The 25,230-nt window shown below is 43.8% G+C and carries 21 protein-coding genes; 8 read left to right on the top strand and 13 right to left on the bottom strand.

Annotation, left to right across the window (positions count from 1 at the left end):
- Positions 1–2 precede the first annotated feature (2 nt).
- A complete protein-coding gene (locus tag ALT761_RS08985; protein WP_129738124.1) occupies positions 3–1,367 on the top strand; it encodes an MATE family efflux transporter in 1,365 nt (454 codons plus the stop codon).
- A 24-nt stretch (positions 1,368–1,391) separates the two neighbouring features.
- Here ALT761_RS08985 and ALT761_RS08980 read toward each other — a convergent pair whose 3' ends face one another.
- The 3 genes from ALT761_RS08980 to ALT761_RS08970 all read right to left on the bottom strand — a co-directional run bounded on the left by ALT761_RS08980 (position 1,392) and on the right by ALT761_RS08970 (position 4,162).
- Complete coding sequence (locus ALT761_RS08980) at positions 1,392–2,072, bottom strand: nucleotidyltransferase family protein (RefSeq protein ID WP_129738122.1); 681 nt, start codon at positions 2,070–2,072, stop codon at positions 1,392–1,394.
- 72 nt (positions 2,073–2,144) lie between these two features.
- The gene (locus ALT761_RS08975) at positions 2,145–3,326 is read right to left on the bottom strand and encodes a vWA domain-containing protein (protein ID WP_129738120.1); all 1,182 of its coding nucleotides are present in this window, start codon (positions 3,324–3,326) and stop codon (positions 2,145–2,147) included.
- Positions 3,326–4,162, bottom strand: coding sequence for an AAA family ATPase (locus ALT761_RS08970; protein ID WP_129738118.1), 837 nt, complete (start codon positions 4,160–4,162; stop codon positions 3,326–3,328). The genes ALT761_RS08975 and ALT761_RS08970 overlap by 1 nt, the downstream gene beginning before the upstream one ends.
- Before the next feature lie 201 nt (positions 4,163–4,363).
- On the opposite strand from ALT761_RS08970, the gene cysK reads away from it, so the two are divergent.
- Together cysK and ALT761_RS08960 are read left to right on the top strand one after the other, a co-directional pair.
- Complete coding sequence (gene cysK, locus ALT761_RS08965; RefSeq protein ID WP_129738116.1) at positions 4,364–5,329, top strand: cysteine synthase A; 966 nt, start codon at positions 4,364–4,366, stop codon at positions 5,327–5,329.
- Positions 5,330–5,586: 257 nt separating this feature from the next.
- Positions 5,587–6,045, top strand: coding sequence for a hypothetical protein (locus ALT761_RS08960; RefSeq protein ID WP_129738114.1), 459 nt, complete (start codon positions 5,587–5,589; stop codon positions 6,043–6,045).
- Between the two features lie 73 nt (positions 6,046–6,118).
- Here ALT761_RS08960 and ggt read toward each other — a convergent pair whose 3' ends face one another.
- Both ggt and ALT761_RS08950 read right to left on the bottom strand, forming a co-directional pair.
- The gene (gene ggt, locus ALT761_RS08955; protein ID WP_013784269.1) at positions 6,119–7,876 is read right to left on the bottom strand and encodes a gamma-glutamyltransferase; all 1,758 of its coding nucleotides are present in this window, start codon (positions 7,874–7,876) and stop codon (positions 6,119–6,121) included.
- Between the two features lie 15 nt (positions 7,877–7,891).
- Positions 7,892–8,656, bottom strand: coding sequence for an enoyl-CoA hydratase (locus tag ALT761_RS08950; protein WP_129738112.1), 765 nt, complete (start codon positions 8,654–8,656; stop codon positions 7,892–7,894).
- A gap of 142 nt (positions 8,657–8,798) precedes the next feature.
- Between ALT761_RS08950 and rrtA the strand changes: the two genes are divergently transcribed.
- The gene (rrtA, locus tag ALT761_RS08945; protein WP_041452885.1) at positions 8,799–9,383 is read left to right on the top strand and encodes a rhombosortase; all 585 of its coding nucleotides are present in this window, start codon (positions 8,799–8,801) and stop codon (positions 9,381–9,383) included.
- A gap of 123 nt (positions 9,384–9,506) precedes the next feature.
- On the opposite strand, the gene ALT761_RS08940 is transcribed toward rrtA, so the two are convergent.
- From ALT761_RS08940 to ALT761_RS08925, 4 genes are all read right to left on the bottom strand, one after another.
- A complete protein-coding gene (locus ALT761_RS08940; protein ID WP_129738110.1) occupies positions 9,507–12,044 on the bottom strand; it encodes a S9 family peptidase in 2,538 nt (845 codons plus the stop codon).
- A gap of 286 nt (positions 12,045–12,330) precedes the next feature.
- The gene (locus ALT761_RS08935) at positions 12,331–12,939 is read right to left on the bottom strand and encodes an FMN-dependent NADH-azoreductase (RefSeq protein WP_129738108.1); all 609 of its coding nucleotides are present in this window, start codon (positions 12,937–12,939) and stop codon (positions 12,331–12,333) included.
- Positions 12,940–13,376: 437 nt separating this feature from the next.
- Positions 13,377–14,630 (bottom strand): cystathionine gamma-synthase family protein, encoded by a 1,254-nt coding sequence (locus ALT761_RS08930; protein ID WP_129738106.1) that lies wholly within the window; start codon positions 14,628–14,630, stop codon positions 13,377–13,379.
- Between the two features lie 19 nt (positions 14,631–14,649).
- Positions 14,650–15,255 (bottom strand): 1-acyl-sn-glycerol-3-phosphate acyltransferase, encoded by a 606-nt coding sequence (locus ALT761_RS08925; RefSeq protein ID WP_129738104.1) that lies wholly within the window; start codon positions 15,253–15,255, stop codon positions 14,650–14,652.
- A gap of 129 nt (positions 15,256–15,384) precedes the next feature.
- Between ALT761_RS08925 and ALT761_RS08920 the strand changes: the two genes are divergently transcribed.
- Positions 15,385–16,149, top strand: coding sequence for an NRDE family protein (locus tag ALT761_RS08920; RefSeq protein WP_129740603.1), 765 nt, complete (start codon positions 15,385–15,387; stop codon positions 16,147–16,149).
- A gap of 208 nt (positions 16,150–16,357) precedes the next feature.
- A complete protein-coding gene (locus ALT761_RS08915) occupies positions 16,358–17,548 on the top strand; it encodes an amino acid aminotransferase (protein ID WP_129738102.1) in 1,191 nt (396 codons plus the stop codon).
- Positions 17,549–17,675: 127 nt separating this feature from the next.
- Here ALT761_RS08915 and ALT761_RS08910 read toward each other — a convergent pair whose 3' ends face one another.
- From ALT761_RS08910 to ALT761_RS08895, 4 genes are all read right to left on the bottom strand, one after another.
- Positions 17,676–18,125 (bottom strand): YaiI/YqxD family protein, encoded by a 450-nt coding sequence (locus tag ALT761_RS08910; protein ID WP_013784278.1) that lies wholly within the window; start codon positions 18,123–18,125, stop codon positions 17,676–17,678.
- A gap of 21 nt (positions 18,126–18,146) precedes the next feature.
- Positions 18,147–18,908: an SDR family oxidoreductase gene (locus ALT761_RS08905; RefSeq protein ID WP_129738100.1), complete on the bottom strand. Its 762-nt coding sequence runs from the start codon at positions 18,906–18,908 to the stop codon at positions 18,147–18,149.
- Positions 18,909–18,985: 77 nt separating this feature from the next.
- The gene (locus ALT761_RS08900) at positions 18,986–19,750 is read right to left on the bottom strand and encodes an SDR family NAD(P)-dependent oxidoreductase (protein WP_129738098.1); all 765 of its coding nucleotides are present in this window, start codon (positions 19,748–19,750) and stop codon (positions 18,986–18,988) included.
- A 74-nt stretch (positions 19,751–19,824) separates the two neighbouring features.
- Positions 19,825–21,627 (bottom strand): acyl-CoA dehydrogenase, encoded by a 1,803-nt coding sequence (locus tag ALT761_RS08895; RefSeq protein WP_129738096.1) that lies wholly within the window; start codon positions 21,625–21,627, stop codon positions 19,825–19,827.
- Positions 21,628–21,765: 138 nt separating this feature from the next.
- On the opposite strand from ALT761_RS08895, the gene ALT761_RS08890 reads away from it, so the two are divergent.
- Positions 21,766–22,755: a GlxA family transcriptional regulator gene (locus ALT761_RS08890; protein ID WP_129738094.1), complete on the top strand. Its 990-nt coding sequence runs from the start codon at positions 21,766–21,768 to the stop codon at positions 22,753–22,755.
- A gap of 122 nt (positions 22,756–22,877) precedes the next feature.
- Positions 22,878–25,127 carry a TonB-dependent receptor gene (locus ALT761_RS08885; protein WP_129738092.1) on the top strand — a complete coding sequence of 750 codons (2,250 nt, stop codon included), beginning with the start codon at positions 22,878–22,880 and terminating at the stop codon, positions 25,125–25,127.
- Positions 25,128–25,230: the final 103 nt, after the last annotated feature.

Here is a 25,230-nt window from a genome sequence, read left to right as displayed (position 1 = left end):
CCTTGAAGAACAAACGTTATCTACTTGAAGGTAGAGATATTATAAAGCTGGCTTGGCCACTATTAATTGCGCAAATTACCCAAATGCTAATGGGCGTGAGCGATACTATTATGGCAGGGCGTTATAGCGCCACTGATATGGCAGCAGTAGCCCTAGGTTTTAGTATTACCGTGCCCTTATTATGTTTTATACAAGGTATTGCGCTAGCTTTACCGCCCATTATTTCAAGGCTTCAAGGTACAAAAGACATCACCGGCATTGCCAATGCCAGTCAACAAGCAGGCTATTTAGTGTGTTTCGTTGGTGTAGCTATGGCCGCACTCATTCCCTTTGCTGGTAACATCGTATCGCTATTCCCCATGGCAGATGAGCTTCATACCATCACCGTGGATTATGTGGTTTACGTGCTGTGTGCCATGCCGGGATTCGCGCTTTATCAATGGCTAAGAAACTACTGTGAAGGGCTAGGTAAAACCAAACCTACCATGTTAATTACCGTGATTGGTTTAATGGCCAACATACTAGGTAACTACCTTTTCATTTACGGTATTGGCCCTATACCCGCTTTTGGTGGCGCGGGTTGTGGTGTAGCAACAGCTATTGTTATTTACACCATGCTAATTGCTACCTTCATTTACGTACGTTTTAGCCCCGCGCTAAAAAAGTACCAGCTTTTCGATACGTACTACAAGCCGTCTGTGGTTGCCATAAAGCGTACCTTCAAGCTTGGCCTTCCCATCGCCATGACATTGCTATTTGAAGTGACCTTATTTGCGGTAGTGGCACTATTGCTTGCGCCTTTTGGATCCACCACAGTTGCCGCCCACCAAGTAGCCCTTAATTTCTCGGCACTCATGTTTATGGTACCCATGAGTATTGGTATGGCAGCGTCTATTCGTATAGGTTATCGCATTGGGCAAAATAATAGACGGCAAGCTAAAATTGCCGCAAAGTGCTCGATTTTAATCGGCTTTGTTACCGCGGCATGTACTGCAACGTTCACGCTAAGTGCCAAAGCATTCATCATTGGGCTTTATACCAGCGATGAGGCGGTTTACCAAATGGCGAATGCCCTACTTATTTACGCAGCAATTTTTCAGCTTTCAGACGCTATACAAGTAATATCAGCCAATGCGCTTCGTGGATACAAAGACACTACCGCCATGTTTATCATTACGTTTGTGTCTTACTGGTTAATTGGTTTGCCCACCGGCGTTATATTAGGCCGTACTAATTGGATAACGGCAGAGCCTATGTCTGCTGGCGGCTTTTGGATTGGATTTATTGTGGGGTTAAGTGCTGCGGCAGTCATGCTAGGTGCAAGACTTTATTATATTCAACGACCAAGCTACCGATTCGCCACGTAATTTAATTGATACCCTGCCTATCGGTTATGCCTCGTTGCTCCGATAGGCGTTCCAATCACTAGGTGCATCAATATCAAATGCAGACTCGGGGTGATTGACACCAATAGCCTGCCCCTTGTCTTTCCAGTCTTCTATTACTTTCTTTGCACCCTTGTCGCCGCTTAACGCAAGCAAGCTCTCGAATGCTGCTTTGGGGAATATAGCAGGCACTGTCGCTTTTACTTTCACTTGCTCATCAAGACCGCGTTTATGCCACTGACTGTAAATGATGTGATTGGGATTTGATGGGATTTCGTTAAGCAATGCTTGCAGTGTAGCGGTGGTAACACTGGCTAAGTCGGCTAAGTGTACTAACACATGGGTGTACTCATTGTCGGCTGCCTGCATAAGGCTCTTTTCCAGCATAAGAGCCTGCAGACCACAACGAATACTCGACGCAATGCCTTCACGCCACAACGGGTTATAACACACCTTAGTGCTATTGCTATCTTGAGCTGTGCTTGCCGACATCATATCGACAACATCAACAACATCACTGTGCCAACGCCCAGTAACCACATAAGTACCGGCAAGATTAAGCCCGTGTAACTGCTGCAACGCATATTGGATTAACGGCAACCCATTATGATGCGGGGAGAGTAACTTGTTACCGCCGTAACGCTTACTTTCCCCACCCGCCAACAGTATGCTTGCGACTTTACTCATTTTTTATAACTCTCTGCGTCTCACACACTGACTAATGAGAACGGCTAATGCAAACGGCCAAATAAACAATGCCTAGCGTGAACGGCTGAGCTCTTTGATGGCCTGGGTTAAGCCTTCAAGGGTTAGCCCGTACATTCTGTCTTCAACAATTTCTTTTATAATGGAAATAGACGAATAGTAAGGCCAATAATTTTCCGCTTGCGGGTTTAACCAAACCGCTTTGTTAAAGTGGTTCAGTATTCGGCCTAGCCATGCACTACCCGGTTCTTCGTTCCAATGTTCTACACTTCCACCAGGATAGGAAATTTCATAAGGCCCCATGGTGGCATCGCCAACAAAGATAACTTTATAGTCTTTACCGTACCGGTGAATAATATCGTGAACCGATACCCGCTCTTTTTCACGGCGCAGGTTGTCTTTCCAAACTTCTTCATACACACAATTATGAAAGTAGAAGTACTCGAGGTATTTAAACTCACTCTGCACTGCAGAGAAAAGTTCTTGCGTGGTTTTAACGTGAGGATCCATCGAACCGCCCACATCAAAAAACATTAGCACCTTAACCGCGTTATGGCGCTCGGGCGACATGTGTATATCTAGCATACCGCCTTTTTTGGCCGTTTCACCAATGGTGGTAGCCACATCAAGTTCTTCACTGGCACCGGTTCTGGCGAATTTACGTAATTTACGCAAGGCCACTTTAATGTTTCGTGTGCCTAGCTCAACGTCGGCAGATAAGTTTTTAAACTCGCGCTTATCCCACACTTTTACCGCCGAGTTACGACGATTGCCCTTTTGCCCAATACGAATACCTTCAGGGTTGTCGCCATAAGCGCCAAAGGGAGATGTTCCTCCCGTACCCACCCATTTGTTACCACCTTGATGTCGCTTTTCTTGCTCTTCAAGGCGTTTTTTAAGGGTATCCATTAAAGCTTCTAACCCGCCAGACTGGCGTAGCGCTTCACGCTCTTCTGCACTTAAGGTTTTCTCGATTTGTTTACGTAACCATTCTTCGGGGATTTCTTTACCGAATAAATCGATAGATTCTACCCCCTCAAAATAATCGGCAAATGCTCTGTCGAATTTATCGTATTGAGACTCATCTTTCACCATGATGGTTCGAGACAAACTATAGAAGCCTTCTAAATCTGCATAAACAATATGCTTTTCCAAGGCGTGGAGTAAATCAAGTAGCTCTCGCAAGCTTACCTTTACTTGATATTTTCGCAGCGTGAAAAAGAATTGAATAAGCATTAGCGGCGCGCCATAAATACCAATTTTTCGAACAAGTGAATATCTTGCTCGTTTTTAAGTAGTGCACCATATAGCGGTGGAATGGCGGCTTTACCGTCTTTGGATTGCAACGCTTCAGGTGGAATGTCTTCGGCTACCAGCAGTTTCAACCAATCGATAAGCTCTGAAGTAGACGGTTTCTTCTTAAGCCCTGGAACATCACGAATTTCAAAAAAGGCTTTTAATGCTTCATCAAGCAGCTTCTTCTTTAAGTCTGGGAAATGCACATCTACGATTTGCTGCATCTCTTCAGGCGTAGGAAATTGAATGTAGTGGAAAAAACAACGACGTAGGAAGGCGTCAGGCAGCTCTTTTTCGTTATTTGACGTGATGATTACTATGGGGCGCTCTGTGGCCACCACACGCTCTTGAGTTTCATATACAAAGAATTCCATCTTATCGAGCTCTAGCAATAAATCGTTTGGAAACTCAATATCCGCTTTGTCTATTTCATCAATTAATAAAATAGGACGGTTGCCTGCTTCAAATGCCTGCCACAGTTTTCCTTTAACAATGTAATTGCCAATATCGTGAACGCGATCGTCACCCAGCTGTGAATCACGAAGACGAGATACCGCATCGTATTCGTACAAGCCTTGTTGTGCCTTTGTAGTAGATTTGATGTGCCACTGAATTAAATCGGTTCCAAGACTGGCGGCTAACTCTTCAGCCAACATGGTTTTACCGGTGCCCGGCTCACCTTTGATAAGCAGTGGACGCTCTAGCGTAATGGCGGCATTCACGGCAAGTTGCAAATCTTTTGTAGCGATATAATTCGACGTTCCACTAAAAGCCATTATGGTTTTACCTCTTTCGTTCTGATTCGTCATGTAAAATAACAATAACATATAGCGAAAAAGCACTTTGCATTTTCACGTTTGGGACCAATGATATAGGGGTATGACGAAATCCCCAAATTCAGGCTATGAATTATTAACTATTATAAAGGTCGTATAAATCACGACTGCTGGGATTTCCTAACTAGGTAAGGATTAATAATGCAAGTATTTGACGACAACTCTCTGGCTATTGGCCGCACGCCTTTAGTTAAATTAAACCGCGTTACTTCTGGTAACGTTTACGCAAAGGTTGAGTCTCGTAACCCAAGCTTCAGCGTTAAATGTCGTATTGGCGCCAATATGATTTGGGATGCAGAAAAACGTGGCGTGCTTACCCAAGGTAAGGAAATTGTAGAGCCTACCAGTGGTAACACAGGTATTGCCCTTGCGTTTGTTGCAGCATCACGTGGTTACAAACTAACGCTTACCATGCCTAGCAGCATGAGCTTAGAGCGCAGAAAGCTATTAAAAGCCCTTGGTGCTAGCTTAGTATTAACTGAAGCACCAAAAGGCATGAAAGGCGCAGTTGCCGCCGCACAAGAGATTGTGGCCTCTGATCCTGAAAAGTACGTTTTACTTCAGCAGTTCGATAACCCTGCTAACCCTGCTATTCACGAAAAGACCACGGGTCCTGAAATTTGGAATGACACCGACGGCAAAGTTGATGCATTCGTAGCAGGCGTAGGTACAGGCGGAACCATTACTGGTGTGAGCCGTTACCTTAAAAACACGCAAGGTAAAGCTATTACCTCTATTGCTGTAGAGCCTACTGACTCGCCTGTTATCACTCAAGCGATGAATGGTGAAGAACTCACACCAGGGCCACACAAAATTCAAGGTATTGGTGCAGGCTTCATTCCAGGTAACTTGGACTTAAGCTTGATTGACGAAGTTGAGCAAGTCACCAACGACGAATGTATGGAAATGGCGCACCGCTTGATGACCGAAGAAGGTATTCTTGCAGGTATTTCTTCTGGTGCAGCAGTGGTAGCAGCAAAACGTTTTGCTGAACGCCCAGAGAACAAAGACAAAATTGTTGTTGTTCTGCTAGCCAGTGGTACTGAACGTTACCTAAGCAGCCCATTATTTGCGGGCGCATTTGGCGACCAAGAAGAAACACAATAATCACGCTTACCAACCCGTTAATCGGTGACGAGTGTAAATAACAAAACGAGGCTTCGGCCTCGTTTTTTGTTTTTAAAAAAAAGGCTCAAACCCTTTTATCTCAACTATCTTTAAATAAAGGCAGTTATTTTCAAGCTTCGTTTAACAGGTAAGTGAATATTATTCGAAAGGTTTAGACGTATTGACTTGCGTCTCATCGGATGAGTATCGATAATGTGGGCGATCATTTTCCTTCGACTTGTTTAAGGTTTTTATTAATGCGTTCTTTTCGTTTACGTTTTTATGCCATTATGTTTAGCGTGCTTTGTTTAGCGGCATGTGGAGAAAAAGAAGAAGGAATGGGTCGCTACGGTATGCTAGCCGACAGTACGCCAGAATATTCGGCAGTTACGTTTCTAAAAAGTGTGTATGAAGACGATAATCTTGATGTTGCAATTAGTCTGTCGTCCGATCGATTGGCTAGAATTCTAACTAATTACCACAGTAATAGAAATGTACAGCGCCACCTTTTAAATTTAAAGTACGATTCTGTGATTATTACCCCACAAAGTGGCAATAGTGTTGGGCGTTCTGAGTTTTCAGAAAAGGCAACGGTTACCGTATTTTTAAGTGGTATGTACGATGACGATAAAATTGAAGACTTGCGCAGTTTAGATCTTATTAAAGAAGATGGTATGTGGAAAGTTTCTCAAATTCACCCAGACCATTTCATGTAACAAAAAAAAGGCTGTTCGAATACACAATTCGAACAGCCTTTGGTTATTTAGCCATGGTGCTAAATGAAGCCGCTTAGCGCCCTACCGCAACACCTTCACGTCTTGGATCCGCGCCACCAATAATTTTACCCGATTTAATTTGAATACCATGTAAACCGCTGTTTAAGTCGACAACCTTTACATTATGCCCTAACGCTTTTAAAGGCGCTTCAAGCTCAGCAATTGGCGTTCCCTTTTCAAGAGCCGTGTAATCATTTCGGTTAGTAATTTTAGGTAAATTAATGGCCTGCTGTATGTCTAATCCAAAATCTAACACGCCCACTAACGTTTGAGCCACGTAACTTACAATACGTGAGCCACCAGGAGAGCCTACCACCACTTCTAAGTCGCCATCCTTGTCGAATACCATCGTAGGGCTCATTGCGCTTCGTGGACGCTTACCTGGCTCAACACGGTTAGGGACAGGGAAACGATTTTGCGTAGGCGAAAACGAAAAGTCGGTTAATTGGTTATTTAGCAAGAAGCCACCCACCATCAAACCCGAACCGAACATAAACTCGATACTTGTGGTCATTGATACCGCATTGCCTTCTTTATCAACAATAGAGAAATGCGAGGTATTAGGCTGTTCCATGTTGCTGCCAAGGCTAATATTGGCATCGCCATAAGGGTTACCAGCACGTACACGTCGCCACTTCTTATCTGGCGCAATACCTTCGGCGCGGCGATTCAAATACGCAGTGTTAATCATGGCGGCAAACGGAAGGTTGGTAAAATCACTATCCGCTATGTATTTTTCTCTGTCAGCGTAGGCCAGCGCGCTTGATTGAGTGAAAACGTTTGCGAATTCTACCGAGTCAGGCGTGAGGGTAGAAAAATCCTGCCCTTCTAACATCTTTAGAATTTGATACACGTTAATACCACCGGAACTTGGCGGTGCCATGCCACAAATCTGTTTATCACGATACAAGCCACATACCGGCTCACGTCGAATAGGCTCGTAAGCGGCTAAGTCCTCAGTCGTCATTTGACCTGGGTTAATTGACGCAGAATTTACCGTTTTAACAATCTTTTCTGCTAACTCGCCTTTATACAAATAATCAGTGCCGTTTTCGGCAAGACCTTTTAAGGTTTTAGCCAATTGCTTATTTTTACGTATCGCGCCCTCTTTTAACGGAAGCCCCGCAGGAAAGAAGTAGGTAGAACTGGTTGGAAACGTTTTTAAACCTGGGTGGTAATCAAGCGCAATAAGCTTAGCCAGCCGCGGCGACACGCGAAACCCTTCGGTCGCCGTTTTAATTGTATCGTCAAACAATGTGTTCCATGGCAAAGTGCCGAATTCACTTTGTGCAGTTTCCAGCGCTTTAATCGCGCCAGGTACACCTACTGATTTCCCACCTACCACGGCATCAAGCCATCGCATGGGCTTATTGCCTTCAATAAACCAATGCGAGTTTACGGCCGCAGGGGCGGTTTCTCTACCGTCGAAGGTGTGCAGCACTTTGTTTTTATTGTCCCAATACAATATAAACCCGCCACCACCAATGCCTGAGGACTGTGGTTCAACCAGCGATAACATTGATTGCACGGCAACGGCAGCATCAATGGCGCTTCCCCCTTTGGCCAATATGTTTTTGCCTGCCCAGGAGGCGTATGGGTTAGCCGCTACCACCATGTAATCATTCGCAGAAAAGGCTTGTTTATCTACATACCCCGTGGCGGCCTCTGGCTCCCCTACTTCTCTTACTTGCTGTGCATTTGCAGACACCAACAGGCAGCTTGAAACTGCAATGGCTAAAAACGATGAACTAAACCATGAACCACGTTTCAAAATATGACTTCCTCTTTATTTAAATTTCTCCGGATTGATCGGACGTTTTGACAAAAACGCATCAAACGCTTCACGGGCGGCCTCTGAATCCATAGCTTGACCAAACACATCGAATTCAATATCCATATAGTGATGGGTAGATTCCACATCATTCTTTAATAGTGATTTGGTTTGCATCAATGCAAATGAGGGCTTTGCCACCAACTTTTTACATACCGATGTCACTTTCTCGGTTAACTCCTCGGCAGAATAGCTTCCGGTAATTAACCCAAACTGACAGGCATCTTCTGTGCCAAATGGTTCGCCTAACATCAGCCACTCGCTGGCTTTTACATGCCCTGCCATTTTCGGAAGAAGATAACTTGAAGCAAATTCAGGAACAAGACCTAAGTTGATGAATGGTAGAACAAATCGGGTGTTTGTCTCAGCATAGATAAAATCGCAGTGTAAAAGCATTGTCGTGCCTATACCCACAGCCATGCCATGAACCTGCGCTACTACCGGCACTTTGCAGTTTATTAGCCCACGCATAAATGCCGCAGACTCATTCACGTCATCCCCTTCTTTGCGCCCTGCAAAATCACTAATATCGTTGCCTGAAGTAAAACAGTCGCCTTCACCACAGAACAGCACAGTCTTAATGCTATCGTCATTTTCAATACTGAATAATGCGTCAGCCATGCTCTGATACATTTCTCGGGTTAAGGCGTTTTTCTTCTCTGGGCGATTAATGGTGATCGTTAAGATCCCGTTTTTCTTTTCACTTAAAATTAGAGACATTTGTCACCTCATTACGTTTTTATGATTGTTATATAGGCGGAAGCCGACGAAAAAAGCATTTTTACCGATAACGCTTTCCACCCTACTGGCAATTTTATGTATCATACCCAGCACACACGGATTACTAAAATAAATAACAATGATGATGTCACTACCGGTCTCACCTAAGTATAGCGTAGGCCCACTTATTTTAGCGCTTTGCGCTATCGTCGCTTTTTTCTTAGAGCCGCTCTCTGGTGAGTGGTTAGCTTACGATCGTTTCGCCATTCAAGGGTTAGAAACCTGGCGTTTATTATCTGGCAATATTGTGCACACCAATGGGTATCACTTGCTGCTGAATTTATCAGGCCTTACCTTACTGTGGGCGTTACACGGCGAACATTACCGAATAGGTCGTTTTTTAAAAGTGTTTGTATGGTGCAGCTTAGGCACAAGTGCAGGCCTTTATCTGTTTTCTGAAGATCTTATTTGGTATGCAGGGTTATCTGGTGCGCTACACGGTATATTCGTATGGGGCGCATTAATGGATATTATGAATAAGATGCGCTCGGGTTGGATTTTACTGGGCGGTGTGGCGCTTAAAGTGATTTATGAACAAATATCAGGCAGTAGTGCTCAGGTTGCTGCACTGATTGACGCCAAAGTGGCGATTGATTCGCACTTATTCGGTGCGCTAAGTGGATTAATCATCTTCACACTTATGTGGCTAACCGCTAAAAAACGGTAGTTAACGAGTGAAATAGCATCGGGGGTCACAATACGACTCCCTTTACTCACTACTGACTACCACTAAAACAAAAACGCCCCTTTATAGGGGCGTTTTTTTATCTTAATAGCCAGCCTTTGCTCACTACAGATTCTCTTCGAATAACTTATAGATTCGGCGGTATTCATCTAACCAAGAGCTTGGTTGAACGAAGCCATGTGGCTCTACAGGGTAAATAGCCGTTTCAAAGTCTTCCTTTTCTAGCTCGATTAAGCGCTGTACTAGTCGAACCGTGTCATGGAAAAACACATTGTCATCTACCATAGGTGCATTAATTAACAGTGGTTTCTCTAGCCCTTCTGCAAAATAAATAGGTGAACTGCGCTCATAGGCAATAGGATCGACATCCGGGGTGTTTAGGATGTTTGACGTATATCCAATGTTATAGTGCGCCCAATCAGTAACTGGGCGAAGCGCTGCACCAGCTGCAAAAAGATCCGGTGCGTTGAACATAGACATAAAGGTTAAGAACCCACCATAAGAGCCCCCATACGTGCCTATTCGATTGCGATCGACATTGGCATTTTCTACCAACCAATTTACACCGTCTCGTAAATCTTGTACTTCAGGCGTCCCCATGTTGCGGTAGATAGCCGTGCGCCAGTCGCGCCCGTAACCTGCCGAGGCACGGTAGTCCATATCAAGTACCACATACCCCTGTTGCACTAGCATGCTATTGAACATGTATTCTCTGAAATACAAAGACCACCCTAGGTGGGCATTCTGCAAATAACCGGCACCGTGATTAAATACGACTGCCTTAAGCGGCTTACCTGCTTGATAGTCTTTTGGTAAGTATACGCGGGCATAAATAGGCGCATCGGTGTGACTAGATGGAATGGCTACTACATTAGGCACTGCCCACGGCATAGCGGTAAATGCATCGCTTACCGTATCGGTAATTTTTATAGCCACTTCTTTGCTATTTACCGCTTTAACATAAAGCTCAGGAGGGCGAGACACTTTGCCATGACTTAACACTAATGTGGCGTTATCTGGACTGAGTTCATACTCTGTTAAACCGTTGAGGTCGGTTAGCGCTTCTACTTCACCGCCGGTAGCCTTCACGCGATAAACTTCAAAGATACCAGGATGTTTACTGTTCGCGGTAAAGTACATCCACATGTCATCGCTAGACAACGTTGGGTTGTCGGTAATGAACGTACCTTGAGTTAAGGCTTTAGGCGCTTGCCCTGGTACTTGCGTATAAAGATGTGCATACCCTGAATGTTCAGACTGATAATACAAGGTTTCGCTGTTATTAAACCAACCGAAGCGGTTAAAACGATAATTTACCCACGCATCATCATGTAGGCGATGTTGGTTAAGTAAACGTTGGTTGTCTAAGTCTACCGTAGCAATCCAGCGATCTTTGTTGTCCCAAGCCTCTACCATTACCGCAACTTGCTCACCGTCTTTATGCCAGCTTATAGACGGCTTTTGCCAGTTCCAGCTAGACAGCAAAGTAATAGGTCTTGGTAAGCGATTGACATCATAACTTTCACCCTTAGCTTTTGCATTTTCAGCCTTTACATCGGCTAATACATCATCGTTATAGCCCGGTAAGCTAAAATAATTTAATAGAGACTTTTCGCCACTTGCTAAGTCTAAAAGCCAAAGCTGATGATTAATGGGTTCAGCGTCAGCTACTTTTCTACGTACAGGCTTGCTCGCTATGCGGCTATCTTCCTGAATGTAGTGCGGCATAATGTCACTATCGTCTCGGGAAGGTGTATCTGGCGTGGTCGCCACAATCGCAAAATTCCCTTTCGGAGATACACTCACGCCTACAAGTTTATGGGTTTTATCGAAATAAAAAGTATCAGGTGCAATGCTGGTGTTATTTGCCGCAAGCGTATCTTGCGCCTTCGCCTTCGCTTCACGATCTTTACGCTTTTTAGCAATATACTGAATTAATGATTGTTGCTGCTCGGCAATATAATCTTTTGGCGCGGCGACTGGTTCTGGTTCATCGCTGAATGACCAACTTAATAATTCTTCTCTGCTGCCGTTCGTTAGGTCTATGGCAATGGCGCTGTTGCCACTTAATGCCATCAAACGCCCATCAGTCATAAAAGATAGCGATGAGAGAAAGCTACCACCACGGGTAAGTTGCACAACGTCATCATTAGCAAATTGCACATATACGCTGTCTTTAAACCGGTAGGCAATGACGCCGTCTTCGCGCTCTACCCGCTCATCGTATTTATATTGATGTAATTGAGATAGCGATGCTTTTTCACTTTTATCTGCCGCATCAAGACTTGCTATATAAACATCTTTTAGCTTGCTGTTAGGTTGTTCTCTTTCGTAAACAATGTGGCTACCATCAATTGACCACCCCATATTAGTCGGGGCTCTGCCTAACCATTGCGGGTCTGCCATAATTTGCTTTAAGGTAATCTCACCGTTTTGCGAGTACTGTACTGGACCCGGTTCAATGTCAGGGGTGTAAGAAGCAATCGGTTCATTACGGTTACTTTTAGGTGCCCTAGATGAAAGGGTGTCACTTTGGGCGGAGCTTCTTTTAGCGTTTAATTCAGTAGTTGGATCTGTATTGGCGCATCCGCTAAGCAGAAGCGTAATACTAGAAGCTAAAATAAGGGAAGAAAATTTCTGCATAATAACGACTTTATTTTTTAGTTATGCCCACATTATACCCAGAGAATCGAGCGATTGACTATTAGGCGATAAACCCTAAGTGGAAATTACTCAATTCGACAAATCCCTAATATAAAAACCACTGATAAAAATCTCTGAATAAAAAGCCGCGCATAAAATGGAAAGACGTATAAAATGGTAAGACGCATAAAAAAGCCCCGCATAATATGCGGGGCAATCAAGCACACTCAACTTGGAACACACTTTAGCTCAAACGCACTCATTGCGTTTTGCTAACTGCATAGATTTAGTCAGCGTTTTTTTGGGTTAGTTCAATTATTTTACCCTTCGCATTAGCGATACTTTCGCTAGCACTGTCTTCACCCATGCTAAGTCCTTCTGCGTAAACAAATTTCACATCGGTAATACCGATGAAATTTAAAAAATGGGTTAGGTATGGTGTTTGCGTATCGTAGTCGCCGCCCTCGTAAACGCCCCCTCTACTAGCGAATACCTTCGCTTGCTTGCCTTCAAGCAAGCCTACCGGCCCTGTTTCAGTGTATTTAAAAGTAATACCCGCCCGTGCAATACGGTCGAAATAGGCTTTAAGTGCAGAAGGAATACCGAAGTTATACATAGGTACCGCTAGCACAATTTCGTCTGCAGCTTGAAGTTGTGCAACCAGATCATCAGACACCGCAGCTAAACTCTTTTGAGCTGGAGAACGCTCGTTAGCGTTTGTCATCCATGCTTGCATTTCTTCACCCGTTAAATGTGCCAACGCTAGTTCTGCCACATCAACTTTTGTTACCGATACTTCTTTGCTCTCAAGTGACTGAAGATAATAGTCAGCAAGCTCGGTTGATTTACTGTTTTCACCATTAAGGCTTGAATACACAACAAGAATAGACGTCATTACATTTCTCCCTTTGATTTAATGAATCAATAATAAGAGAAATTAAATCGAATATATATTAGGAAAAAACCCACTTATCGTTCGAATTTAATTGACGAAAAAACCATGCAATAAAACCGTATGACAAAATCATGCAACAAAGTACGCTAGCCTAAAATGTTAAAGTGAGAATGCTTGAGTAGGAAATCTCAGGTGGAAATTCTTAGCTGCAGGTAGCGAAAGCATAGTTCGGGGGAGGATTCGAAGGGCAAGAAGCTGATCCTTTCACTGCTAACCCAGAATCAATCGAGTTTGCCACAACACAACTAAGAGAATTAATGCGATGAAAAGGATCAAGCTACTTCTTGCAAAATCGATATTAACACCACTTTTTGTTCGTTACTGCTCCGATGACGAACAAAAAGTGAAAATAACGTTAAATCAATAAAACCGACAATTTATTCGCCGGTGTATTTACGTTCGAAGGCGCTAGAGAAATCTTTAATAAGATCGTCGGTATCTTCAATACCTACCGATATTCTTATCATGGTATCTGAAACCCCCATGGCCTCACGCTCTTCTGCTGTATTTTCGAAGTAAATTGTAGGCGCAACAGGCAATGCCAACGTTCGGTTATCACCTAAGTGCGTAGCGCAAATAACCAACTCAAGGGCGTTTAAGAATTGAACAGGGTCGATATCATCAACAAGGGTAAAGCTAAGAATAGCGCCATAGCCTCTTTTCAATTGCTCTCTTGCCATAAAGTGCTGCGGGTGGCTTGCCAAACCTGGGTAAAATACGTGTTTTACTTTGGGGTGGTTGTCTAAAAACATAGCAAGCTTTTGTGAGTTCTCACATGCTCGAGCTAAGCGTAAGCTTAATGTTTCCATCCCTAATGCAATAGCCGTTGCAGACTGAGGTGCCAGTGTGGCGCCTAAATCTCGTAACCCTTTTTTCTTAATTTGGGTTAAGCCCCATTGTGCTTCATCAGCGACTTGGTAAGCGCTTTTAATGTTCCCAAAGCCTTTCCAATTGAAAAGACCGGTATCAATAACTGCACCACCGAGCACATTTCCATGACCAGAAATGTATTTAGTCAACGAGCAAAATATTAATGACGCCTTAAGATCTTTAGCATAAAAAAGCGGTGGCGGTGTCATGGTGTTATCTACCATGAACAAGATATTGCGCTCTTCGCAGTACTGACCGATAGCACGTAAATCAGCAACTTGGGTCACAGGGTTCGCTACTGTTTCCGTATAGACCCCTTTCGTGTTCGGTAAATACGCTTCTTTAATGTTTTGGATATCCGTGACATCAGCAAAGGTAATCTGAACCCCATAATCGGCAAGCGTATCGAAGAAGCTTCGTGTATTTCCAAACAAATATTGGCTAACGATAAGATGATCGCCAGCTTTTAAAAGAGAAAACAACGTACTGCTAATGGCAGACATACCCGTTGAGAAGCACAGCGCCCCTAAACCGCCCTCAAGGTCGTTAAGCATATTTTGCAATGCGGCAACCGACGGAGATGATGAGCGCGAATATACGTGAGCTGCACGTTTGCCCTGAAAAGCATCAATGATACCTTGGGCATCAGAAAATTCGAAAAGTACAGAATTAGAAGTGCTGGTATGCACGCCGCCATGCTCTGGAGTATTGAGCAAACGATCTGCGTGAACCTGCCGGGTTGTAAATCCCTGTTTTGACACGGGTGAACGCTCCGTTACGTTAGCTGGTTATACAGTTTTTTGGATAATGGGCGCAAACGTTAGCATAAAACGCATAAATTGTTTGCATTTGTTGTTCAATATCGTCGATTTGGTCAATAATTGGGCCAAGTACAACAGTTTTCGTGGCGTAATCAAGCCCTAGCAGCTGAATGGGAATATTGGCCTCTTTGGCAATGTACATAAAGCCGCTTTTCCATGGAAATACCCCTTTTCTTGTTCCTTCTGGCGCCAAAGCCAATACCATCTCTTCACTGTCTTGTATTTGCCTCACGATGTTATTTACCACCCCATGTGCCTTACTTCGTTCAATGGGTATGCCGCCAAGCTTCCTAACGATATAACCTAAAGGGGGCGTAAAAATGGTGTGTTTACCAAAAAAGTTAACCTTAATGCGCAATGCAAACACCACCAGTATGCCAATAAAGAAATCCCAGTTCGAGGTATGTGGCGCTACCGCTAATATCACTTTTTTATCGTTGATGAGCTCGCCTTCCACTCGCCAGCCCCGTTTAGTTAAAATAAAACTTCCGCAGGCACTTAGCCAATGTGGCCATTTGCGTGGTAACTTATTGCCCACTAACCGATGATGAATTGTTTGTTTCATTCTTATTATTCTCTTACTACGTTTTAGTATGTAAGCATAAAAAAGTTAGCGCCAATCCACCACCTTTACGTGATATTGAATGCTGTGACGGTGTTCATTATTCACCACAGTCAGCGAGTTAAGTTGTATATGTGCATATTGTTTATTGCAGTAGACCAAAGTCAGGAATTTCCTTTAGTTATCGCCGCAAATAGAGATGAATTTCACGCTAGACCTACCGCTGCATCTGGGTTTTGGGAAAATAACCAACATGTACTTGCAGGCCGTGATTTACTAGCAAAGGGCACATGGATGGGCGTTACGCGTAACGGAAAAGTGGCAGCATTAACCAATATTCGAGCACCTGAAACGATTAAAACTGATGCTATTTCTCGTGGTGGTTTAGTCGCAGACTGGCTTATGGATGAAGCACTTAAACAGCCCACTTACCTTGAAGCATTACGCGCAAACCGACACCAGTATAACGGCTATAATCTGGTTTATGGCGATGTAAAATCACTCGCGGTATACAACAATTTTGAAGACACCCATGCTACGTTAACCCAAGGCGTTTATGGTCTATCCAACGCAAACTTAACCACACCTTGGCCGAAAGTCACCAAAGGAATAGCGTCGTTAACCGATTACGTGAGTCAAAATAGTCAGCTCGATACAGAGGCACTTTTTGCTATTTTAAAAGACGAAGACAAAGCTTCTGATCATGCACTCCCCAATACAGGCATTGGGTATGAATGGGAAAAGCGTTTGTCGTCTATATTTATCCAGTCACCAGAATATGGAACCCGTACTTCTACCCTACTTCTTGTGAATAGCCACCAGCAAATACAGTGGTATGAACGCACATTTAATCCACTAGGTGAAGTTGTGGGTAACCAACGTTTTACTATAGGTTAAGTACTGTTCTGACTGGCACTACACACATGGAAAAGAGTGAAAGTAAGTATGAGGTTTATTAATTCGCACAGATTTTTGTGATGTGTATTTCGTTTTACACCATAAATACCGATTTAATGACATATTTTCTACTATAAAGGGTCGTTTTTTCTACCATCGGTGGCATAATGCGTGCCTGCTATTTTTTGCATTGCAACGAGGACATATCGTGTTTGAAGTATTACCCCAACTCGCCCCAGATCCAATTCTTGGTTTGTCAGCTGCTTATCGTGAAGATCTTAATTCTCATAAAATCGACTTAGGTGTCGGTGTTTATAAAGATGAGCAAGGTAATACCCCTATTCTTACTAGCGTAGCGAAAGCGCAACAACTTTTGTTAGAACGTGAAACCAGCAAAACCTATATTACGCCACAGGGTAATCAAGGTTATATCGACAACATGCTTACTTTGCTTTTAGGCAAGAGCAGCCCTGTATTGCTTGCTGACCGTGTTGCTGCGGTTCAAGCCCCAGGTGGTTGTGGTGCACTTCGCATTCTTTCAGAATTACTGGTTCGTTGTAACGAGAACGCTAAAGTATGGGTAAGCGACCCAACCTGGGCTAACCACATTCCATTGATTGGATCGGCTGGCCTTAAAATTGAAACCTACCCGTACTTCGATAAAGCGTCTGCTAGTATTCGCTTCGATGCCATGATGGATACCCTTCGTGGTGTTGAGAAAGGCGATATCGTGTTACTTCACGGTTGCTGCCACAACCCAACAGGTGCAGACTTAACTAATGCACAGTGGGACGAAGTATTGGCCGTTGCTAAAGAGCGTGAATTCCTACCCTTTATTGACGTTGCTTACTTAGGTTTCGGTGAAGGCTTAGATGAAGATGCTTATGGCCTTCGTTTATTAGTTGAAAACCTACCTGAAGTAATTGTTGCCGCTTCTTGCTCTAAAAACTTCGGTTTATACCGTGAGCGTGTGGGTCTAGCGGCTATTATTACTGCTGACACGGCCACACGTAAAATTGCTCAAGGTCAAATTCAATCTATTGCTCGCGGTATCTACTCTATGCCGCCTAGCTACGGCGGTGCGCTGGTTGATATTATCTTGTCTGACGACGCGCTTAATCAAGAATGGGTTAACGAAGTAGACGAAATGCGTAACCGCATGAAATCACTACGTGCCATGCTGGTTAAGAATTTGCACGACAATGGTTCGCCAAAAGATTTCAGCTTTGTAAACGATCAAAAAGGCATGTTCTCGTTCTTGTGTATTACACCAGAGCAAGTACGTGAAGTACGTGAAAAGCACAGCGTTTACTTTGTTGACTCTAGCCGCGTAAACATTGCGGGTATTAACTCAGAAAACGTTGAAACATTAGCGAAAGCCTTAGTATCTGTGCTTTAGTTTTAAGAGATAGGCTTTTCAGTTAAATAATAAAAATTAAAAAGGGCTACGTGAAAACGTAGCCCTTTTTTTGTTTAAGCGAGTCAGTCAAATTATCTACGTTGAGAGAAAGGTCAAACCCCTCGCGCTAGCGCGTGCCCGCAGTAATCATTCTATCTAACGCATTGGCGAAATTCTGTTTATCTCGCTGAGAAAACGCTTTAGGCCCACCCGTGTGTTCGCCACTTGAACGCATGGTATCCATAAAGTCTCGCATAGTAAGCGCAGCGCGAATGGATGATTTGTCGTATTCATCGCCCCGGGTGTTCATGGCTTTGGCGTTTTTGGCCAAAATATCGGCAGCCAAAGGAATGTCTCCGGTTATTACTAAATCACCGGCTTCTATCTTTTCTACAATATAATCATCTGCGGCATCAAAGCCAGATGGCACGATAGTTAACGTAATGTGTTTATCTGGTGGAACAGACATAGAATGATTAGCAACTAAAGACAAAGGCAGACCGGTACGTCGGGCTGCCTTAAAAAGTATGTCTTTAATCACACTGGGACACGCATCTGCGTCAACCCATATATGCATGATAAAATCTCGTTAGCGTTTTTACGCTAGCATACCACCATCAACCACCACTGTCGTGCCTGTGGTGTAGCTAGATGCGTCAGACACTAAGTACAATACCGTACCCGCCATTTCATCCGGATCGGCAACACGGCCTAGTGGGATCACTTTAAGCGCGTGCTTCAATATTTGGTCATTTGAAGTGAGTGCTGAAGCAAACTTAGTATCGGTTAAGCCAGGTAGTAAGGCGTTAACGCGAATATTTAAGCTTCCACATTCTTTTGCGAATGATTTTGTCATGCTAATAACGGCTGCTTTCGTAATAGAGTAAATACCCTGCATGTCACCAGGTGTTACACCGTTCACTGAGGCCGTGTTAAGAATGACGCCACCGCCCTGCTCTTTCATCATTTTGCCCGCTTCAATAGACATAAAGAAGTAGCCACGAATGTTTACGTCTACTGTTTTGTCGTAAGCGCCTAAATCTGTATCTAAGATATGCCCAAAGTACGGGTTAGCTGCGGCATTATTCACAAGTATATCTAGCTTACCGAATTCGCTTTTAATTTCTGCAAAAGCAGCGGTAATTTGCTCCATATCGCCAACATGGCATGCCAACGCACTTGCCTTACCACCCGCATCTCGAATAGACGAGGCTACTGCTTCACAGCCATCAATTTTACGGCTAGACACAATAACGTGTGCGCCATATTGCGCCAGCAAACGTGCGATTGATTCACCAATACCTCGGCTAGCACCTGTTACTAAAGCAACCTTGCCAGTTAAATCGAATAAATTTTTCATAATAGTTATCCCTTTTTTAAATCTGTCGCGCTTTTATTAAACGCAATAATTTTTATCAAACGCTAGAAATTGGGTGATTAGGCTAACATGCCGCCATCAAGTACAACCGATTGCCCTGTCATGAATGAAGACTCGTCACTACACAACCATGCTATCGCATTCGCTATTTCTTCAGGTTTGCCTAAACGCTTCATGGGGTTTGCACCCACCATGGCTTTTTGCCCACGTTCGTCTAATTTAGATAACACGCCCTGTACCATTGGCGTGTCAACAAAGCTTGGGCATACCGCATTAATGCGAATATTCGCACGGGCATATTCCACCGCTGCCGATTTAGTTAAGCCAATCACCCCGTGTTTAGATGCACTATAGGCACTGATCATGGGCGCTGAACGCAGGCCCGCTACCGACGCAATATTAATAATATGACCACCACCATTTACGGTCATATGTTTAAGCGCATTTTTCATGCAATACCACACGCCCGCTAGATTCACCTGAATGTTCTTCATGAACATAGCATCGTCTACTTCAGTAAGGGGCGCTGGGAAATGGTCTATACCCGCATTATTGATGATTACGTCTAGTTTGGCTTGCTGTGAAAACGCCGCTTCAAACATGGCATTCACTTCTGCAGGCTCAGTAACATCTACTTTTACCGCATAGGCATTACCGCCCGCTTCTTTGAGCTGATGCACTAAGGCTTCAGCAGCATCCATATTTAAATCGGCAACACCGACCAATGCCCCGCGCTCACATAAGGTTTTGGCCGAGGCCGCACCAATACCCGAGCCGCCCCCGGTGATAAGGATATGTTTGCCTTCTACGTTTGATGCCACCATTTTATTGCCCCGCCTTAATATTTTCTGCAATGTGCCATTGTTGGTATGTCATTGTTATGCCCTTGAAGCCGTTATTAGAAATAACTGGCTTTCACATTTTCACAGGTTGGTTCTTGTGACGAAATGACTTCTATATCACGTTTCACTAGCGGTAATTCCCAATTGAGGAAGTATTCAGCAGCTGCCATTTTTCCTTCGTAGAAATCACCGTCTTGACCACTTGCGCCATTAGCCAATGCTTGCTCGGCAACATTCGCTTGGCGTAACCAAATCCAACTCACTACGCAGGCAGAGAAGATATTCAAAAAGCAGCTTGCGTTAGTCAGTAAGACGGCTTGTTTGTCTGAACGTAAGTCACCCGCCGCTTGTTGAATAAGCCCGCCAAGTTGGTCAAGGTAAGGTTTAAGTTTTGCCGCTAGTGCTTGGGCTCGTGGTGTTGTAGCCGCTTTCATGTCGCCAGAAACACGGGCCATTAATACTTGTAGCCCTTTGCCTTCGCTTTGCCATAATTTACGGCCTAGTAAATCCAAGGCTTGAATACCATTTGTTCCTTCGTGAATAGGATTCAAACGGTTATCCCGCCAGCACTGTTCTACGGGGTATTCTCGGGTATAACCAGCGCCGCCAAGAATTTGAATGGCTAAGTCGTTAGCTTTAGGGCCAAACTCTGAAGGCCACGCTTTAAATACAGGGGTGAGTAGCTCAAGTAATTGTGAAATTTCGGTACGTTTGGCGGTGTCTTCTTCCGTCTCTAACGCATCAATTAAGGTGCTGCCATATAAACACAGTGCCATGCCACCTTCACAATATGACTTTTGCGCTAACAACATGCGACGCACGTCACCATGGTTAATAATTGGCGTAGCCTCGTCTTCTGGGGCTAACTTCGGTGCAGCACGCCCTTGGGTACGATCTTTTGCATACTCAAGTGAATAGCGGTAGCCGCGATAACCAATCATGGCAGCACCGTAGCCTACACCAATGCGCGCTTCATTCATCATCATGAACATGTAACGCAAACCTTGGTGTGGTTCACCCACGAGATAACCATGACAGTCACCGTTCTCACCAAACGTAAGTGCGGTAGAGGTCGTACCGCGATAACCCATTTTATGAATAAGTCCAGCCAGAGTAACGTCGTTACGGGGGCCAGGGTTACCGTTTTCATCTAGACGGTATTTAGGAACAACAAATAACGAAATACCTTTTACGCCCGCAGGGCCGCCAGGAATTTTCGCTAATACCAAATGAACAATGTTGTCTGATAATTCGTGTTCGCCTGCAGAGATATAAAGCTTACTGCCCTTCACGCGATACGTGCCATCTTCGTGAAGCGTTGCCGATGTGCGAATATCTGCCAAGCCAGAGCCCGCATGAGGCTCAGTTAATGCCATAGTGCCGGTGAAGTCACCTGTTAGCATTTTAGGTAAAAAAGCTTGCTTGGTTTCTTCCTTGGCAAAATGTTTCACCACATTTGCCGCCGCAGCAGTAAGAAAAGGATACGCTGTAGTGGAAGGGTTTGCCGCTAAGAAATAACCCGCACACGCATTCATAATAGTAACGGGTAATTGCATTCCACCATCTTCATAATCGAAGTGACCTGCAATAAAGCCCGACTCACGGTAGGTATCAAAGGCTTTTTTAACCTCATCTATCATGGTGACTTTTTTGCCATCGAAAGTAGGCTCATCTTTATCAGCGATAGCGTTGTGAGGTAGAAAAAGCTCTTCAGCCATTTTTTCTGCCATATCAATAACGGCATTAAACGTTTCAACGTTATGTTCTTCAAAACGGGGCTTTTCACACAAAGACTGTGTATTTAATACTTCATAAAGTTGGAATTGCATTTCCCGACGAGGAATAAGTTGGTCAGCCATAATAAAGTCCTTGAGCAAATTGTTAATGCATTGTGTCATATTCGTTATCATGCCATCATTGTCATTTATGACACAATCATGGTCATTTACGCCAACAATCACTGTTAGTTATCGTATTTAATAAACTGTATTATTTTTATGAATAAACCACCTTTCGTCGTGACCGTATTAGGATTTGATCAAGCATTGGCTTCTGCCATCACTGGCGCACTCGATGTTTTCGCATTTGCAGGCATCAGTTGGCAGCGCATTCATAACCAACCCACCACCCCTAAATTTAAAGTTCAGCTGGCGAGTTTTCACGGCAAACCTTTTCACTGTACTAACCAGTTACTGCTAACCCCTAACATTGCTATTGAAGATGTGACAGACACCCATATTTTGCTGATCCCCACGATTGGCGGCGATATTGATACGGTTTTACAAGAAAACGCGAATCAACTTGTACATATTAAACGGCTGCAAAAACAAGGGGCGGATATTGCGGGTAACTGCACCGGGACTTTTTTGTTAGCAGAGTCAGGGTTACTTGATAACAAAGTTGCCACTACCCATTGGGGATATGCTGATAAATTTCGCTCTCATTATCCCAGTGTTAATTTACAGTCTGAAAAGATGGTAACTGAACAAGATGCTATTTTTTGTGCAGGTGGCGGTATGGCGTGGATAGATTTGGCTATTTTGCTTATAGAACGTTATTGCGGTCATCAAGTGGCTAGTGATACTGCCAAGTCTCATGTACTCGATTTTTCTAGGCCGAATCAAACCGTGTATGCAAGCAGTCGCCAGCATAAATTTCACCAAGATAAAGATGTGTTAGCTGTACAAAATTACTTAGAAAATCACTTTACGAAACGTCTTACCCTGAAACATGTTGCCCACGAACATAATATGACTGAACGCACATTAATAAGGCGTTTCAAGCAAGCCTGTGCAATAACGCCTATCCAATATTTACAAGGTTTACGATTAGAACAAGCGCGAAAAATCTTAGAAACTTCTATGTCTCCGCTTGAGTCCATTGTGAATAGTGTGGGCTACGAAGACCTCAGTTCTTTCACTCGGCTTTTCAAAAAAAATACCGGTTTATCGCCCTCACAATATCGCGCCAAGTTCATAAGAAAATAAATATTTACAACAATGATAAGTTTTTATTACCTAGTTTGTGTAAAATACTACGCCGCGTACAGACCGCTTTTTCTGTACCGAAAAGCACTACAAAAGCATAATCTAAAACTCTTGGTGGACACATGAGAACACATAAACTAGCCTCTTTGGCGCTTGCAATTAGTGCAGCGTTCAGTACCTCTATCGTTGCTCAAGAAGCAGAAACATTACAAAAAAAAGAAACGGCTCTTGAACAAATTACCGTAACAGCGCAAAAACGTACCCAGTCAATTCAGGAAGTACCTATTTCTGTCGCGACGCTAAGTGGTGAAAAATTTGAAAGCTTGTTTTCAGGTGGTGAAGATATTCTTGCATTGGCCGTTCGCGTGCCTGGCCTTTACGCTGAGTCGTCAAACGGTCGCGTAGCGCCACGTTTCTATATTCGTGGCCTAGGTAACACCGACTTCGATTTAGCCGCCTCTCAACCAGTTTCTATTATCATGGACGAAGTGGTAATGGAAAATGTGGTACTAAAAAGCTTCCCACTTTTTGATGTGCAACAAGTTGAAGTATTACGTGGCCCACAAGGCACCTTATTTGGCCGTAACACTACAGCAGGTATCATTAAGTTCGATACCGTAAAACCTACACAAGATTTAGAAGGTTACGCTAAAGCCGGTTTTGGTTCTTATGGCACAATGAATTTTGAAGGTGCTATTAGTGGCGGTTTAACTGATGAGCTATCAGCTCGTTTATCATTATTATCGCAAGAGCGTGATGATTACATCGACAATGCTTTTACCGGTGAAAACGATGCGATTGGCGGCTTTGACGAAAAAGCTTATCGCTTACAGCTTCTTTGGGAACCCTCTGACGATTTCTCAGCTTTATTAAATGTTCACGGCAGAGAATTAGATGGCACAGCGTCAATTTTCCGCGCTAACATTTTTGATGTTGGCAGCAATAACCTAAACGCAAATTACGACCGCGATACCATTTATTATGATGGTGACATCGACGGCAACGGTGCTGACAATAACCCTCAAGAATATGACGGTTTTGGCGCATCACTAAAACTTGAATACGATATGGATGATGTGACCTTCACATCAATCTCAGCCATGGAAACCGCTGACGGTTCAAGCCTTGGTGACATTGATGGCGGTTTCAACAATGCTGATGGCACATCTGGCCCTGGCGTTATTCCATTCTCTGCTGTTACTCAAGATAATCTAGACGACCTTGAGCAATATACGCAGGAATTCCGCTTATCAAGCAACACCACTGATGCAATGAACTGGCAACTAGGCGCCTTCTATTACGACGCGTCTTTCAACGTGACCAGTATTGACGGTTTCTTTGGTGCAACCACTGTTTTCCATGAAAACAGAACATGGGCGGTATTTGGCCAAACGTCTTACCAAGTGAATGAGAAACTAAATATTACTGGTGGCCTTCGTTATACTCATGACGAGAAATCATTGATTGTTGGCGATCAAAACGTAGATGGCTTTGCCGTCGTTATTGGCGCTGCAAGCGTACAAGATTACGAGCCAATTAACGTTGATGATGGGCAAACCAGTTTCGAACTTAGCGCTAATTACCGTATAACAGACGATATGTCTGCTTACGCTCGCTACTCAAATGGTTTCCGTGCTCAAACTATTCAAGGTCGTGATGTTGCATTTGAAAGCTCACCATCTGTGGCTGACGCTGAAACGATTAACTCTTATGAAGTTGGTTTTAAATCTGATTTGCTAGATGGAACACTTCGTCTTAACGGTGCAGCATTCTACTACACGGTTGACGATATGCAATTGTCAGCCATTGGTGGTGGTAACAACTTTACTGCACTCGTTAATGCAGATGAAGGCGAAGCCTACGGTTTTGAAATTGATTCTCAGTGGTTAGCGACTGATGAACTAACCTTTACTGCTGGCTACAGCTACAACCACACAGAAATTAAAGATGACACATTAACGATTGGCGGTTGTGGTTCTTGTACTGTTACCGACCCAGTAGCAGATGATGGCAACTACATTGTGAACGGTAACCCGTTCCCACAAGCACCAGAGTCAATCTTTAACTTTACCGCACGCTACACTGTACCTATGGGCGACAACGGTGAATTCTTCGTATTTACCGATTGGGCGTTCCAAGGTGAAACTAACATCTTCTTATATGAGTCTGTGGAATTTACAACTGACGACAACTTTGAAGGTGGTTTGCGTATAGGTTACGAAAACTTCGAGCATAACTACACAGTGGCATTGTTCGGCCGTAACATTACCGATGAAGATAACGTTAAAGGGGCTATCGACTTTAACAACCTTACCGGTATTATGAACGAACCACGTATCCTTGGTGTTGAAGTGAAGTACTCTTTCTACTAAGCACTATTTTGATTTAGGTTGAAAGTGCAGATCTGGTCTGCACTTTTATTCTTGGCCTTATCAAGTACTGCATTTAAGAGTGATAAACATAAAAAAGCGAAGG

This window comes from Alteromonas sp. 76-1, assembly GCF_900654235.1.
GTDB lineage: Bacteria > Pseudomonadota > Gammaproteobacteria > Enterobacterales > Alteromonadaceae > Alteromonas > Alteromonas naphthalenivorans.
The sequence above is the reverse complement of the archived record's forward strand: the minus strand, read 5'-3'. Positions and strand labels throughout refer to the sequence as shown.

Coding starts and splice junctions, on each gene's coding strand:
- ALT761_RS08960 (WP_129738114.1), top strand. CDS start 5,587: ATGCGTTCTTTTCGTTTACGTTTTTATGCCATTATGTTTAGCGTGCTT.
- ALT761_RS08975 (WP_129738120.1), bottom strand. CDS start 3,326: ATGCTTATTCAATTCTTTTTCACGCTGCGAAAATATCAAGTAAAGGTA.
- ALT761_RS08920 (WP_129740603.1), top strand. CDS start 15,385: ATGTGCATATTGTTTATTGCAGTAGACCAAAGTCAGGAATTTCCTTTA.
- ALT761_RS08940 (WP_129738110.1), bottom strand. CDS start 12,044: ATGCAGAAATTTTCTTCCCTTATTTTAGCTTCTAGTATTACGCTTCTG.
- ALT761_RS08900 (WP_129738098.1), bottom strand. CDS start 19,750: ATGGTGGCATCAAACGTAGAAGGCAAACATATCCTTATCACCGGGGGC.
- ALT761_RS08895 (WP_129738096.1), bottom strand. CDS start 21,627: ATGGCTGACCAACTTATTCCTCGTCGGGAAATGCAATTCCAACTTTAT.
- ALT761_RS08950 (WP_129738112.1), bottom strand. CDS start 8,656: ATGTCTCTAATTTTAAGTGAAAAGAAAAACGGGATCTTAACGATCACC.
- ALT761_RS08925 (WP_129738104.1), bottom strand. CDS start 15,255: ATGAAACAAACAATTCATCATCGGTTAGTGGGCAATAAGTTACCACGC.
- ALT761_RS08910 (WP_013784278.1), bottom strand. CDS start 18,125: ATGCATATATGGGTTGACGCAGATGCGTGTCCCAGTGTGATTAAAGAC.
- ALT761_RS08885 (WP_129738092.1), top strand. CDS start 22,878: ATGAGAACACATAAACTAGCCTCTTTGGCGCTTGCAATTAGTGCAGCG.
- ALT761_RS08905 (WP_129738100.1), bottom strand. CDS start 18,908: ATGAAAAATTTATTCGATTTAACTGGCAAGGTTGCTTTAGTAACAGGT.
- cysK (WP_129738116.1), top strand. CDS start 4,364: ATGCAAGTATTTGACGACAACTCTCTGGCTATTGGCCGCACGCCTTTA.
- ALT761_RS08890 (WP_129738094.1), top strand. CDS start 21,766: ATGAATAAACCACCTTTCGTCGTGACCGTATTAGGATTTGATCAAGCA.
- rrtA (WP_041452885.1), top strand. CDS start 8,799: ATGATGTCACTACCGGTCTCACCTAAGTATAGCGTAGGCCCACTTATT.
- ALT761_RS08935 (WP_129738108.1), bottom strand. CDS start 12,939: ATGACGTCTATTCTTGTTGTGTATTCAAGCCTTAATGGTGAAAACAGT.
- ALT761_RS08980 (WP_129738122.1), bottom strand. CDS start 2,072: ATGAGTAAAGTCGCAAGCATACTGTTGGCGGGTGGGGAAAGTAAGCGT.
- ALT761_RS08970 (WP_129738118.1), bottom strand. CDS start 4,162: ATGGCTTTTAGTGGAACGTCGAATTATATCGCTACAAAAGATTTGCAA.